This is a genomic window from Methylosinus sp. is20ea (assembly GCF_059718135.1).
Genome location: NZ_AP046088.1, coordinates 2,972,237 through 2,985,174, shown reverse-complemented (window position 1 = coordinate 2,985,174; position 12,938 = coordinate 2,972,237). Strand labels below are relative to the sequence as shown.

At 63.8% G+C, this 12,938-nt stretch carries 11 protein-coding genes; 3 read left to right on the top strand and 8 right to left on the bottom strand.

What is annotated here, in order from left to right; genetic code table 11:
- Positions 1–33: 33 nt before the first annotated feature.
- Positions 34–486 (bottom strand): MarR family winged helix-turn-helix transcriptional regulator, encoded by a 453-nt coding sequence (locus AC6IY7_RS14015; protein ID WP_497779941.1) that lies wholly within the window; start codon positions 484–486, stop codon positions 34–36.
- A gap of 134 nt (positions 487–620) precedes the next feature.
- A complete protein-coding gene (locus AC6IY7_RS14010) occupies positions 621–1,712 on the bottom strand; it encodes an ATP-dependent DNA helicase (protein ID WP_497779940.1) in 1,092 nt (363 codons plus the stop codon).
- Positions 1,713–1,937: 225 nt separating this feature from the next.
- Here AC6IY7_RS14010 and AC6IY7_RS14005 point away from each other — a divergent pair, with 225 nt between their 5' ends.
- Complete coding sequence (locus AC6IY7_RS14005; RefSeq protein ID WP_497779939.1) at positions 1,938–2,171, top strand: hypothetical protein; 234 nt, start codon at positions 1,938–1,940, stop codon at positions 2,169–2,171.
- 54 nt (positions 2,172–2,225) lie between these two features.
- Here the strand turns inward: AC6IY7_RS14005 and uvrB are convergent, their stop codons facing one another.
- Complete coding sequence (gene uvrB, locus AC6IY7_RS14000) at positions 2,226–4,748, bottom strand: excinuclease ABC subunit UvrB (protein WP_497779937.1); 2,523 nt, start codon at positions 4,746–4,748, stop codon at positions 2,226–2,228.
- A 377-nt stretch (positions 4,749–5,125) separates the two neighbouring features.
- Between uvrB and AC6IY7_RS13995 the strand changes: the two genes are divergently transcribed.
- Positions 5,126–5,965, top strand: coding sequence for an FkbM family methyltransferase (locus AC6IY7_RS13995; protein WP_497779935.1), 840 nt, complete (start codon positions 5,126–5,128; stop codon positions 5,963–5,965).
- A gap of 19 nt (positions 5,966–5,984) precedes the next feature.
- On the opposite strand, the gene AC6IY7_RS13990 is transcribed toward AC6IY7_RS13995, so the two are convergent.
- Complete coding sequence (locus AC6IY7_RS13990) at positions 5,985–7,901, bottom strand: ABCB family ABC transporter ATP-binding protein/permease (RefSeq protein WP_497779933.1); 1,917 nt, start codon at positions 7,899–7,901, stop codon at positions 5,985–5,987.
- A 149-nt stretch (positions 7,902–8,050) separates the two neighbouring features.
- Between AC6IY7_RS13990 and AC6IY7_RS13985 the strand changes: the two genes are divergently transcribed.
- Positions 8,051–8,656 carry an LOG family protein gene (locus AC6IY7_RS13985; RefSeq protein WP_497779931.1) on the top strand — a complete coding sequence of 202 codons (606 nt, stop codon included), beginning with the start codon at positions 8,051–8,053 and terminating at the stop codon, positions 8,654–8,656.
- Between the two features lie 175 nt (positions 8,657–8,831).
- Here AC6IY7_RS13985 and cimA read toward each other — a convergent pair whose 3' ends face one another.
- The 4 genes from cimA to cysS all read right to left on the bottom strand — a co-directional run bounded on the left by cimA (position 8,832) and on the right by cysS (position 12,666).
- Complete coding sequence (gene cimA, locus AC6IY7_RS13980; RefSeq protein ID WP_497779929.1) at positions 8,832–10,427, bottom strand: citramalate synthase; 1,596 nt, start codon at positions 10,425–10,427, stop codon at positions 8,832–8,834.
- A complete protein-coding gene (locus tag AC6IY7_RS13975; RefSeq protein WP_497779927.1) occupies positions 10,424–10,927 on the bottom strand; it encodes a GNAT family N-acetyltransferase in 504 nt (167 codons plus the stop codon). Before AC6IY7_RS13975 ends, cimA begins: the two co-directional genes overlap by 4 nt.
- A gap of 2 nt (positions 10,928–10,929) precedes the next feature.
- Positions 10,930–11,064, bottom strand: coding sequence for a hypothetical protein (locus tag AC6IY7_RS13970; protein WP_331936231.1), 135 nt, complete (start codon positions 11,062–11,064; stop codon positions 10,930–10,932).
- Between the two features lie 237 nt (positions 11,065–11,301).
- Positions 11,302–12,666, bottom strand: coding sequence for a cysteine--tRNA ligase (gene cysS, locus AC6IY7_RS13965; RefSeq protein ID WP_497779925.1), 1,365 nt, complete (start codon positions 12,664–12,666; stop codon positions 11,302–11,304).
- Positions 12,667–12,938 lie beyond the last annotated feature (272 nt).

Below are 12,938 nucleotides of genomic sequence, written 5' to 3'. Positions count from 1 at the left end.
TGACGGCTCGCTCTCGTTCCACAAAGATACGCGTCAATCTTCCTGAACCGCCGCGGCGAGCGCGCGCAATTCGCCGACGAGACGCGCCAATCTCTCGGCGCCGAATTTCTCTTCCGCCCGCGTCTGCGCCGCGCGCCACAGCGGCAGGGCGATCGCCAGAGTGGCGCGGCCCTGTTTCGTCAACGTGACCTCGCGCGTGCGGCGATCCTCGCCGGGTTTTACGCGCAAGAGTCCACGCTTCTCCATCACCGCGAGATTGCGCGCCAGCGCGCTGCGGTCCAGCACGAAAGTCTCGGCGAGCTTGCTGACTGTCCATCCTTCCGCCAGCGAGCAGGCGACGAGCAGCGAATATTGCGTCGGCTCGAGATCGAGCCCGGCGAGACTCTCCGCATAGAGCTTGCCGACCGCGCGCGCGGCGCGGCGCACATTGGCCACGGCGCAGCTCTGCGCGCAGGCTCTGACTTCGGCCGGATCGGGCTCGCTCATGAGAAAGATGTATATGCCCCTATCGCGCCGACGTCAAGCGCGACGAGGCAATCTGGTGAAGGGCAATCATTCTCGCCCTCATGCCGAGGAAACCTTCACCCGATTCCCTGGCGCCGCGAACTGACGCCTAAAGCTCAGGCGATGACTGTGAGCCGCCGCGCGGCGCGGGTGACGCCCGTGTAGAGCCAGCGCGCGCGATGCTCGCGAAAGGCGAAGGATTCGTCGAACAGCGCGACATCGTCCCATTGCGAGCCCTGCGATTTGTGCACGGTGAGGCAATAGCCGAAATCGAACTCGTCCGAATCCTTGCGCTGCGCGTAAGGAATCTCGGCGTCGCCGCCTTCGAAGAATTGCGGCAGCACGCCGACGCGCTGGAATTTCCCTGCCGTCTCCTCGGGCTCGACGAGCAGGCGCACCTTGCCGCGGCGCACGGCGCCGGCGCTCTTCACCTTGAACAGCGCGCCATTGAGCAGGCCCTTCTTGCGATTATTGCGCAGGCAGACGAGCTTCTCGCCCGACTGTGGCAGCGTGCCGGCGAAGCCACGCAACTGCCTCAGCCGATTATTATAGGCGCGGCGCGTGCGATTGAGGCCGACGAGCACCTGATCGGCGTTGGTGATGAGCGCGGGATCGAGCGCCTCGCGCCGCACCACTCGCGTCTCGCCATAGACGCCATAATCGAGCCGGCCGCCCTCGCGAATGATCATGGAGAGGCGCACGATCGGATTATCCGCCGCCTGGCGATGCACTTCCGTCAGCATCACATCCGGCTCGGCCTCGGTGAAATAGCCGCCGCCCTTCACCGGCGGCAATTGCGCCGGATCGCCCAGCACCAGAACCTTCTTGCCGAAAGACAGAAGATCGCGGCCCAATTCCTCGTCGACCATGGAGCATTCGTCGATGATGATGAGCTCGGCCTTCGCCGCGTCGCTGTCCTCGTTCAGCTCGAAGGCCGGCTCCTCGGTCTCCGTATCGGTGGCGCGATAGATGAGGCTGTGGATGGTGCGCGCGTCCTTGCAGCCCTTGGAGCGCATGACCAGCGCCGCCTTGCCGGTGAAGGCGCCGAAGGCGACGTCGCCGTCGACGCTTTCGGCGATATGCTGCGCGAGCGTCGATTTGCCCGTGCCGGCGTAACCGAACAGGCGAAACAGTTGCGCGCGGCTATCCTTCAGCCATGCGGCGACGGCTGAGAGCGCACGCTCCTGTTCATTGGTCCAGACGGGCATGGGATTTCGAGACTCGGTCGATTGATCAGTGGCACGATGACGAAAGTCGGGGAAAGCCGCAAGAGCAGGCCATGCGATCGGGTAACGCTTTCCTCATCCAGAGGAGGCCGCCGAGCGGGCGTCTCGAAGGACGCGGAAAGCGTCACCCGATCGCCTCTCGAAGTGCAGGGCGTCTTCGTTCTTTCATAGGGGCGCGTTACCAGCAGGCGTCACAGGAGGCGCGACATGGAAAACGAGACCGCCGAGCTGGATCGCCTGCAAGCCGCCTACAAGGCGCGCGTCGATGAGTGGATCGCGTTGATCCGCAAGGAAGAAGAACTCGCCTCGGTCACTCACTCCGTGGCCGAGGTCGACAAATGGGAACAGGCCCATTTCGACGAGGACGACGCGCGCAACAAAGTCCTCGAGGCGAAAGCCGAATATGAGGACGCGCTGCGCCGCAAATTCTTCGACTTCTGACCGCCCGCGCGGGACGCGCGACACTCTCGGCGCGACACTCTCGGAAAGAGGAGCTCAACTCCTCTTTCCTTTCACCACCTTGGTCCCCGCCTTGCCCGCTGTCGAGCGCGGAGCGGCCCTCGACAGCGGCCGCGCCTCCCCTCCCCCGAAATTATGCGGCCCCATATCGGCGTCGGTCGGCTTATGCGCACGCGTGCCGGAGACGGCCGCCTGCTCCCCTCCCCGCCCGCGCGGGCGCATCAGCGGATTGGCCTCGGCCAAAAGCTCCGCGCGTTGCAGGCGGGAAATCTCGTCGCGCAGCCTTGCCGCCTCCTCGAAGGCGAGATCGGCGGCGGCGGCCTTCATGCGCTTCTCGAGATCGGCGAGCGTCGCCTGCATATTGTGCCCTGGCGCCAGCTCCGAGAGGCCGGCGTCCACCGTCACATGATCCTGTTCGGCGAGCGAGCCGAGAATATCGGCGATATCGCGCTTGATGCTGGCCGGCGTGATGCCATGCTCGGCATTATAGGCCTGCTGCTTGGCGCGACGGCGATCGGTCTCGTCCATGGCGCGCTTCATCGAGCCGGTGACGTGATCCGCATAGAGGATCACGCGCCCGTCGACATTGCGCGCGGCGCGGCCGATCGTCTGCACCAGCGAGGTCTCGGAACGCAGGAATCCTTCCTTATCGGCGTCGAGAATGGCGACGAAGCCGCATTCGGGAATATCCAATCCTTCGCGCAGCAGATTGATGCCGACCAGCACGTCGAAAGCGCCGAGGCGCAGATCGCGGATGATCTCTATGCGCTCGATCGTGTCTATATCCGAATGCATGTAGCGCACGCGCACGCCATTCTCGTGCAGATATTCGGTGAGGTCTTCCGCCATGCGCTTGGTCAGCACGGTGACGAGCGAGCGATAGCCGGCCTGGCTCACCGCCTTCACCTCGCCGAGCAGATCGTCGACCTGCGAGCGCGCCGGACGTATCTCCACCGGCGGATCGATGAGGCCGGTCGGACGAATGACCTGCTCGACAAAGACGCCGCCCGTGCGCTCCATCTCCCAATTGCCCGGCGTCGCCGAGACGGCGACGCTCTGCGGGCGCATCGCATCCCATTCCTCGAAGCGCAGCGGGCGATTGTCCATGCAGGACGGCAGGCGAAAGCCATATTCGGCGAGGGTCGCCTTGCGGCGAAAGTCGCCCTTGTACATGGCGCCGATCTGCGGAATGCTGACATGGCTCTCGTCTGCGAAGACAATGGCGTTGTCCGGCAGATATTCGAACAGAGTCGGCGGCGGCTCGCCGGGCCTGCGGCCGGTGAGATAGCGCGAATAATTCTCGATGCCGGCGCAGGAGCCGGTCGCCTCCATCATCTCGAGATCATAGCGCGTGCGCTGCTCGAGCCGCTGCGCCTCGACGAGACGCCCGGCGTTGTTCAGCTCGCCGAGCCGCCCGCGCAGCTCGTCCTTGATCGCCTTGATCGATTGCAGCAGCGTCGGGCGCGGCGTCACATAATGCGAATTGGCGTAGACCTTCACGAATTCGAGATCCTGCGTCTTCTTGCCGGTCAGCGGATCGAATTCGCAGATCGACTCCACCTCGTCGCCGAAGAAGGAGATGCGCCAGCCGCGGTCTTCATAGTGGGCCGGGAAAATATCGACGGTGTCGCCGCGCACGCGAAAGGTGCCGCGCGTGAAATCCGAGCCGATGCGGCGATATTGCAGAGCGACGAGATCGGTGACGAGCTGGCGCTGCTCCAGCTTCTCGCCCATGCTGACGCCGAAGGTCATCGCCGTATAGGTCTCGACCGAGCCTATGCCGTAGATGCAGGAGACGGATGCGACGATGATGACGTCGTCACGCTCCAGCAGCGAGCGCGTGGCGGCATGGCGCATGCGGTCGATCTGCTCATTCACCGAGGATTCTTTCTCGATATAGGTGTCGGTGCGCGGCACATAGGCCTCGGGCTGATAATAATCGTAATAGGAGACGAAATATTCGACGGCGTTATTGGGAAAGAAGCTCTTGAACTCGCCATAGAGCTGGGCGGCCAGCGTCTTATTGGGCGCGAGCACCAATGCCGGCCGCTGTGTGCGCGCGATCACCTGCGCCATGGTGAACGTCTTGCCGGAGCCGGTGACGCCGAGCAGCACTTGATCGCGCTCATTGGCCTCTATGCCGGCGACCAGCTCCTCGATCGCCTGCGGCTGGTCGCCGCGCGGCTGATAGTCGGAGACGAGATCGAATGCGACGCCGCCTTCGCTCTTTTGAGGGCGCTCCGGTCGATGCGGCGTCCAGGGCTTTTTCTCGCGCAGATTGGGGTCGCCGAGCTTCAACAGCTGCTCGAGGCTCTCCATCGTCGCCGACACGCCGCCCGCGCCTCCGAGGTCGAGCTTTTCGGCCAGCGCCTCGTCGACGCCGGTCACGCCGGCGTCATAGGCGGCCTGCGGCGCCTCCTCGAAGCCGGCCTGCCGCTCGGCGAGACCAGGATTGAGCAACGCCTGGAGATGCGGCGCGATCGGCGACACCTCGGGCTTGGCAGCCTTGGCGCGTGTCGGGCGAGCGGGATTTTTCGGCTTTTTCGGAGCAGAGGCCATGGCCGCGAATATGCCTCCTGATCGACCAGAATGGAAGCTCCGGCCTCGCGCCTCTCGAATCCCACGAGCCGACGCTCTGTAGGTGACCGCCTACATGTATATCGGCAAAGTAATTTATCCCCCCCGGACGCCAATATCGTCACCGATGACAGGTCGATACAGGACTTCGAGCGGACGAAGGGGTCTCGAGCCAGAAGGACGTCGTTCTGCTGCTCGACGATCGGTGCCGCCCATTGTGAACGCCGCGAGTCAGTCCACTGCCGCTATATTAAAAAAACGTGCTATATGAGGAACATGATATCGATCGGCGACATGGTCGGGCGACATGGTCGGGCGACATGACGAATTGGCGTTTCCGTTTCAGTGGAGATTCACGAATGGCGCATTATTCCGAGATCGTGCTCGAGCCTGGCGCGTCGCCGCTCGCCTGCCTCAATAGGATCGAGGCGAAGTATCTCTACGATAACGACATCCCCAATTACTTCCGACATGGCGTGACGTTGCGCCCCGGCGACACGATTCTCGACATTGGCGCGAATATCGGCCTCTTTGCAGCGCAAGCCTCGCGTCTTTGCGAAAGCAACGCGCGGATTTTCTGCTTCGAGCCGATCCCCGCGACATTCGACATTTTGCGCCACAACGCCGCGGCGATCGGCGGCGAGAAGATGCGCGTCTTTTCGTTCGGAGTCGCGTCTGAAGCGAAACGCCTCCGCTTCGCCAATTTCCCGCGGCTCGCCTGCTGGTCGTCCGCCTATGTCGACCAATCCAATCTCGGCCTCACGCGCTCGCGGCTCAAGCAATGTCTCTCCGGCGATGTCGACGCCGGCCTCTTGTTCCGCTGGCTGCGCCCCGCCCCGCGGCCGCTTCGCTCACTCGTCCTCGATGTCGTGACATGGTGGTTGACCAAGATCGAATATTTCGATTGCGAGGTCCGGACCATCTCGCAGATCCTGCGTGAACAGGGCGTCGAGCATGTGGACCTGCTGAAGGTCGATGTGGAAGGCGCCGAGCTCGACGTGCTGCTCGGCGTCGAGGATGTGGACTGGCCGAAGATCAAGCAAGTCGTCGTCGAGGTCGAGGAATTTCAAGAAAGATCGAGGCGCATCGTCGATCTGCTGGCCGAGCACGGGTTCGAAACGATCGTGACCGAGCAGCTGGGCGACGCGCAGAAAGCAAACGACATGGGCATGATATGGGCGCGCGCCTCCGACGCCTGATCGCGTCGGCCGAAACGCGTCACTCCGCCATATCCGCCTCGGCCCTCTCCTCGGCGCTGGCGCCGAGCAACGCCTCCTCCGCTTCGTTGGCCTGACGCTGGCGGCGCCACATGGCCGCATAGGCCCCGTCCTTCGCCAGCAATTGCAGATGCGCGCCGCGCTCGACGATGCGACCGCGATCGAGGAACAGGATTTCGTCCGCATCCACCACTGTCGACAGACGATGCGCGATCACGAGCGTCGTGCGGCCGCGCGAGACGCGCGCCAGAGCCTCTTGAATCTCTTGCTCGGTGAAACTGTCCAGCGCCGAGGTCGCCTCGTCGAGAATGAGCAGCGGCGGGCCTTTCAAAATCGTGCGCGCTATGGCGACGCGCTGCTTCTCGCCGCCCGAGAGCTTCAGCCCGCGCTCGCCGACCTGCGCGTCATAGCCGTCCGGAAGCGAGCGAATGAAGCTGTCGATCTGCGCCAGCCGCGCCGCCTCGCGCACCTCCTCCATGCTCGCGTCCCAGCGGCCATAGCGGATATTGTAGGCGATGCTGTCGTTGAACAAGACCGTATCCTGCGGCACCATCCCGATCGCCTCGCGCAGCGAGCGCTGCGTGACGGCGGATATGTCCTGCCCATCGATGGTGATGCGTCCCGACTGCGGCTCGTAGAAGCGGAACATCAGCCGCGAGATCGTCGATTTTCCGGCGCCCGAGGGGCCGACAATGGCGATGGTCGCGCCGGGCTCGGCGGTGAAGCTCACGCCCTGCAGGATCGGCCGCTTGTTGTCATAGGCGAAGACGACATCATCGAAGACGATGCGTCCCTCGCGCACATCGAGATCCGCGGCGCCGGGACGATCGGCGATCTCCGGCTGCTGCGACAAAATGGCGAACATTTTTTCGATGTCGACGATCGCCTGCCGCGTCTCGCGATAGAGCGTGCCCATGAAATTGAGCGGCTGATAGAGCTGGATCATCATAGCGTTGACCAGCACGAAATCGCCGATGCTGTTGCGCCCGCTGCGCACGCCCTCGACGCACATCAGCATGATGACGGCGAGGCCGATCGTATAGATCACCGCCTGTCCGGCGTTCAGCAGCGCGAGCGAGATGTAGGAGCGTATGCTGGCGCCCTCATAGATCGCCATGGATTTGTCGTAGCGCTCCGCCTCACGCCGCTCGGCGACGAAATATTTCACCGTCTCGTAATTGAGCAGGCTGTCGATCGCCTTCACATTGGCGTCGACGTCGCTCTCGTTCATCGAGCGGCGAATGGCGATGCGCCAATTGGTGGCGATCAGCGTGTAGAGCAGAAAAGCGACGATCGTCGCCATGGCGACGAGCGCATAATCCCAGTCGAATTGCACGGTGAGCACGCCGACGACCAGCGCGAATTCGACAATGGTCGGAACCGCCGTCGACATGAGAAGCCGCGTGAGCGTCTCTATGCCGTCGCGGCCGCGCTCCAGCACGCGGGTCAGCCCGCCGGTCTTGCGGCCGATGTGGAACCGCAGCGACAAGTGATGCATATGCACGAAGACGTGATTGGCGAGCCGCCGCACTGCATGCATGGCGACGGCGGCGAATAGGGCGTCGCGCGCCTGCGTCAAGAGCGCATAGACCGCCCGCAGCACGCCGTAGAGAATGGTGAAGCCGACCGCGCCGCCGAGGAGCGTCGGGACCGCGGCGCCCGAAGCCAAGCCGTCCGCCGCCCATTTGAAGGCGAATGGAACGGCCATATTCACCAATTTTCCGACAATGAGCAGAGCAAGCGCGATGAGGATGCGTCGCTCGAGGTCGCGCCGCCCCTTCGGCCATATATAGGGCCAGAGGTTGCGAATGGTCCCGATGACGGACTCGCGCCCGATAGGCTTTTCGAGCTCCTCGACCACCCCATGTATCGAGACCTGCGCCAAAGCCTGCTCTTCTTCTCCGTCGACCTGTCGCATCACCCTTTTCCAGTCCTTGCCGTGGAGGCGCCGAAATGACATCTGGATTTCATATAGGTGGTTTGGAGCGCCAACGCACGAGCGCTCCGCTCACGCCGCCGGCGGCGGGCGGCCTTGACGCGGGTGCTCGGGCGGGCCATCAAATGAAAATGAGCGATATTCGAAAAATCGAACGCGTCTGCGTCTATTGCGGCTCCTCGACCGGCGACGATCCCATCTACGCCCACGCCGCGGAAGCGCTCGGCGCGGCGCTCGCGCGCGAGGGAATCGAGCTCGTCTTCGGCGGCGGCTCTTGCGGCCTCATGGGCGCCGTCGCCCGAGCCGTGCTCGCGCAGGGCGGCAAGGTCACCGGAATCATTCCGAGCTTTCTCGACGAGCGCGAGATCGCGCTCTCCTCCGTCACCGATCTTCAAGTCGTGCCGGACATGCATACGCGCAAGCGTCTGATGTTCGAGAAGTCCGACGCTTTCGTGGCGCTGCCCGGCGGCATTGGCACGCTCGAGGAGCTGACCGAGCAATTGACCTGGATTCAGCTCGGCCGCCACAGCAAGCCGCTGGTCATCGCCGACATAGGCGGGTTCTGGAAGCCGCTTTTGTCGCTGTTCGCGCATATGCATAACGCCGGCTTCATCCGCCCGGGCTATGAAGTGCGCTATATGGTCGCCGAGCGCATAGAGGATGTGATCCCCATGCTGCGCGCGACACGCGTCGCCAAGCATGAAGGCGACGAGAAAGCCATAGAGCAGCATTTTTGAAGGCGCGCGATTCCTTCTCCCATGAAATGGGAGAAGGTGGCCCGACGTAGTCGGGTCGGATGAGGGATGCTGCGGTTCGCGGAAATTCGTTGAGCTTTTCGCTACCGCGCCGGCCCTCATCCGACCTCGCTTCGCGAGGCCACCTTCTCCCGCGAGCGGGAGAAGGAAAGAATGGCTAGACCGCGCCCGATCTCACCAGCTTATAGACGATGGCGTCGACCAGCGCCTCGAAAGAGGCGTCGACGACATTGGGCGAGACGCCGACAGTGGACCATATCTCCCCCTCGGCGTCCGCGCATTCGACCAGCACGCGCGTCACCGCATCCGTGCCGCCCTGGAATACGCGCACGCGATAATCGACGAGCTTCACATCCTCGATGAAGGATTGATATTTGCCGAGATCCTTGCGGAGCGCGACATCGAGCGCATTGATCGGGCCATTGCCCTCGGCGGCGGAAATGGTCGAGCGGCCATCGATGCGCAGCTTGACGATCGCCTCCGCGCCCGCCTCCTCGGCGCCGAGATTGGCGCCGAAGCGGCGATCCACGGCGACGCTGTAGCGCTCAATGTCGAAATAATGCGGAACCTCGCCGAGCACGCGCTTGGCGAGCAAATAGAAAGAAGCGTCGGCGCCCTCATAGGCGTAGCCTTGCGCCTCCTTCTCCTTCACCTCGTCGAGCAGGCGCGTGAGCCGCGGATCGTCCTTCGAGAGAGTGATTCCCAATCGCTCCAGCTCGGCGACGATATTGGATTTGCCCGCTTGATCGGACACCAGCACGCGGCGCTGATTGCCGACGCTCTCCGGCGGCACATGCTCATAAGTGCGCGGATCGGTGAGCACGGCGGAAGCGTGAATGCCGGCCTTGGTGGCGAAGGCGCCGGCGCCGACGTAAGGCGCGTGACGATTGGGCGCGCGATTGAGCAATTCGTCGAGCGCATGGCTGGTGCGCGTCAAATGCGTCAGGCTCTCGCGCGTCACGCCGATCTCGAAGCGATCCGAAAACTCGCTCTTGAGCAGAAGATTGCCGATGATCGTCGTGAGATTGGCGTTGCCGCAGCGCTCGCCGAGGCCGTTCAGCGCGCCCTGGATCTGCCGCGCGCCGCCGCGCACCGCGGCGAGCGAGACGGCGACCGCCTGCCCCGTATCGTCATGCGCGTGAATGCCGAGCTTGTCGCCCGGAATTAGGCGCGCGACCTCGGCGACGATGCGCTCTGCCTCATGTGGCAGCGAGCCGCCATTGGTGTCGCAGAGCACGATCCACCTCGCGCCGGCCTCATGCGCAGCATTGGCGCAGGCCAGCGCGTAATCGCGATTGTCCTTATAGCCGTCGAAGAAATGCTCGCAATCGACGAGCGCTTCCTTGCCGCGCGCGACGGCCGCCGCGACGGATTGGCGAATGCCGTCGAGATTATCCTCGAGCGTCGAGCGCAGCGCGACACGCACTTGATAATCCCAGGCCTTGGCGACGAAGGTCACGCAATCGCAATCGGCGTCCAGCAGAGCGGCGACGCCGGGATCGTTCGACGCCGAACGCCCCTGCCGCCGCGTCATGCCAAAGGCGGCGAAATGCGCCTTCAATGGCGGGCGTTTCGCGAAGAATTCCGTATCGAGCGGATTGGCGCCGGGATAGCCGCCCTCGATGTAATCGAGGCCGAGCTCGTCGAGCATTGCGGCGATCTGGCGCTTGTCGGCCAGCGAAAAATCGACGCCGGTCGTCTGCGCGCCGTCGCGTAGCGTGGTGTCGAAGAGCGTCAGCCTCTCCCGTGTCATTGCGTTGCAGCCTTGCGCTCGAGTATCTTCTTCATCGTCGTGTTGCCGAGCCATTCGCCGCGCAGCTCGCGCATGTTGCGTTGATGGGCGACATAGCCGCGCGCCACGAAGAAATCGCGCGCGGCGTCGGAGGCGTCGACGCTGATCTCGCGCGTTCCGCGCGCGGCGGCGAGCTTTTCCATGGCGTCGGCGAGCGCCGAGGCGACGCCGCGCCGCGCCGCGCGTGGATGCACATAGAGCATGTCGAGGAGCGTGTTCTCGCGCAGCGACGCGAAACCGGCGATCTCGCCGTCGAGCGAGGCGACGAGGGTGAGCGCGCCGGTGAGCTTTTTGGCGAAAGCCTCTTCGTCATCGGCGGCGGCGGCCCAGGCGGCGAGCTGATCCTCGCCGTAATCCTCCGCCGCGAGCGTCTCGACGCTGGCGCGAAACAATTGCGCGAGCCGAGGCGCGTCGGTCGGCAGCAAGGGGCGAAGCCCGGGAGCGGAAGCGGCGCGCGCCATGGCTAGATGATCTCGAATGCCGCGAGCACATGCCATGCGGCGATGGCTGCGAGCGCGAGGATGAGGAGCTTGAACACGAGATAGGACGCCCAATGCCCTGGAAAGGGGAGAAATCGGCGCCAGTCGTTCTTAAGCATGGGCGTGGTCTCCTCTCGCGAAAGGCGGAATCTTCGTACGTATATCCTTCTCCCACTCGTGGGAGAAGGTGGCCTCGCGAAGCGAGGTCGGATGAGGGTCCCTGAGCACACCCAACGATTCCAGTCGCCGCGGCGAGCCCTCATCCGACCCGGCGGCGCCGGGCCACCTTCTCCCCCAAAGCGGGAGAAGGAGTCGCGCGTCTCGATTGTTGGATAATGTTCGAGAGAGGTGAAGATTCATCGCTTCACCTCCCATGTCGTCGTGCCGTCCTTATTGTCCTTCAGCGCGACGCCCATCGCCGCGAGCTCGTCGCGAATGCGATCGGATTCGGCCCAGTTTTTTGCCGCGCGGGCGGCGAGGCGCGTCGAGATCAAGGAGGAAACCCGCTCCGCATCCACCACCTGTTTCGTCTCGCCGTCGACCCAAAGCCGATAGGCGCGAATGTCTATGCCGAAGAGCTTCAATGCTCCGTCGAGCGCGGCGCCATCCAGCTCATGCAGGGACGCCAGCGCGAGCGGCGTGTTCAGATCGTCGGCGAGCGCGCTCAGAACTTCGCCGGACGCCGAGGGATCGGCGGAGGCCTCGCCGATCAGCGCGCTCCATTTGCGCAGGCTCGCCTCCGCCTCCTCCAGCGCCTTCGCGGTGAAATCGATCGGCTGACGATAATGCGTGCGTAGCATGGCGAGGCGCAGCACCTCGCCGGGCCACTTCCGCCCGCCGAAATTCTCCGTATGCAGCAGCTCGTTGATGGTCACGAAATTCCCCAGGCTCTTGGACATTTTCTCGCCCTCGACCTGCAGGAATCCATTGTGCATCCAGTAATTCGCCATCGCCTCGTGACCGAAGGCGCAGCGCGTCTGGGCGATCTCGTTCTCGTGATGCGGAAACACGAGATCGATGCCGCCGCCGTGAATGTCGAAGACCTCGCCCAAATGCTTCCATGACATGGCCGAGCATTCGAGATGCCAGCCGGGCCGCCCGCGTCCCCAGGGCGACTCCCAGCCAGGCTCGCTCTCCTTTGACGGCTTCCACAGCACGAAATCCATGTCGCCGCGCTTATAGGGCGCGACATCGACGCGCGCGCCGGCGATCATCTCGTCGAGCGGACGACGCGACAAACGGCCATAATCCGCCATCGACGGCACGTCGAACAGCACATGGCCATCCGCCGCATAAGCGTGGCCGGCGGCGATCATCTTCTCGATGAGCGTGATCATCTCGGCGATATGCTCGGTGGCGCGCGGCTGCACGCTCGGCTCGAGGCAGCCGAGCGCCTTCACATCCTCCTGGAAGATCTTATTTGTGCCCTCGGTCAGCTCGCGAATGGTGATACCACGCTCGGCGGCGCGGGCGTTGATCTTGTCGTCGACGTCGGTGATGTTGCGGACGTAAGTGACATGATCGACGCCATAGAGATGGCGCAGCAGACGAAACAGCACGTCGAAAACGATGATCGGCCTCGCATTGCCGATATGGGCGTAGTCATAGACGGTCGGGCCGCAGACATACATGCGCACATTCGCCGGATCGAGAGGACGAAACTCCTCCTTGGCGCGCGTCAGCGTATTGTAGAGCTTCAGAACGGGAGCGTCGGACGACATGAATTTCCCCTCGGCCTGCCGGCCCGGGGCGTCATTGCGTGTCATAGTGAGGGACGTGACGGCTCCGGCCAGCTTATGCGCTAGCTGATAATGATCCGACAAAGAGTGCGGGAACGGAGCGAGATCGTCATGCGCCTAACATGCGCGCTCCCCGGCCGTCCGTCAAGTCGCAGGCCCCGATCGCAAGCCGCGTGCGCAAGCCCCGAGCCCAACCCGCGAACGCAAGCTGCGTTCTATTGTCGCGCCCTTCCCCCCGCCGCCAGCGCAGGCTT

Excerpts from the sequence above, each read along its gene's own strand:
- AC6IY7_RS14015 (WP_497779941.1), bottom strand. The coding sequence starts at position 486 with ATGAGCGAGCCCGATCCGGCCGAAGTCAGAGCCTGCGCGCAGAGCTGC.
- AC6IY7_RS14010 (WP_497779940.1), bottom strand. The coding sequence starts at position 1,712 with ATGCCCGTCTGGACCAATGAACAGGAGCGTGCGCTCTCAGCCGTCGCC.
- AC6IY7_RS14005 (WP_497779939.1), top strand. The coding sequence starts at position 1,938 with ATGGAAAACGAGACCGCCGAGCTGGATCGCCTGCAAGCCGCCTACAAG.
- uvrB (WP_497779937.1), bottom strand. The coding sequence starts at position 4,748 with ATGGCCTCTGCTCCGAAAAAGCCGAAAAATCCCGCTCGCCCGACACGC.
- AC6IY7_RS13995 (WP_497779935.1), top strand. The coding sequence starts at position 5,126 with ATGGCGCATTATTCCGAGATCGTGCTCGAGCCTGGCGCGTCGCCGCTC.
- AC6IY7_RS13990 (WP_497779933.1), bottom strand. The coding sequence starts at position 7,901 with ATGCGACAGGTCGACGGAGAAGAAGAGCAGGCTTTGGCGCAGGTCTCG.
- AC6IY7_RS13985 (WP_497779931.1), top strand. The coding sequence starts at position 8,051 with ATGAGCGATATTCGAAAAATCGAACGCGTCTGCGTCTATTGCGGCTCC.
- cimA (WP_497779929.1), bottom strand. The coding sequence starts at position 10,427 with ATGACACGGGAGAGGCTGACGCTCTTCGACACCACGCTACGCGACGGC.
- AC6IY7_RS13975 (WP_497779927.1), bottom strand. The coding sequence starts at position 10,927 with ATGGCGCGCGCCGCTTCCGCTCCCGGGCTTCGCCCCTTGCTGCCGACC.
- AC6IY7_RS13970 (WP_331936231.1), bottom strand. The coding sequence starts at position 11,064 with ATGCTTAAGAACGACTGGCGCCGATTTCTCCCCTTTCCAGGGCATTGG.
- cysS (WP_497779925.1), bottom strand. The coding sequence starts at position 12,666 with ATGTCGTCCGACGCTCCCGTTCTGAAGCTCTACAATACGCTGACGCGC.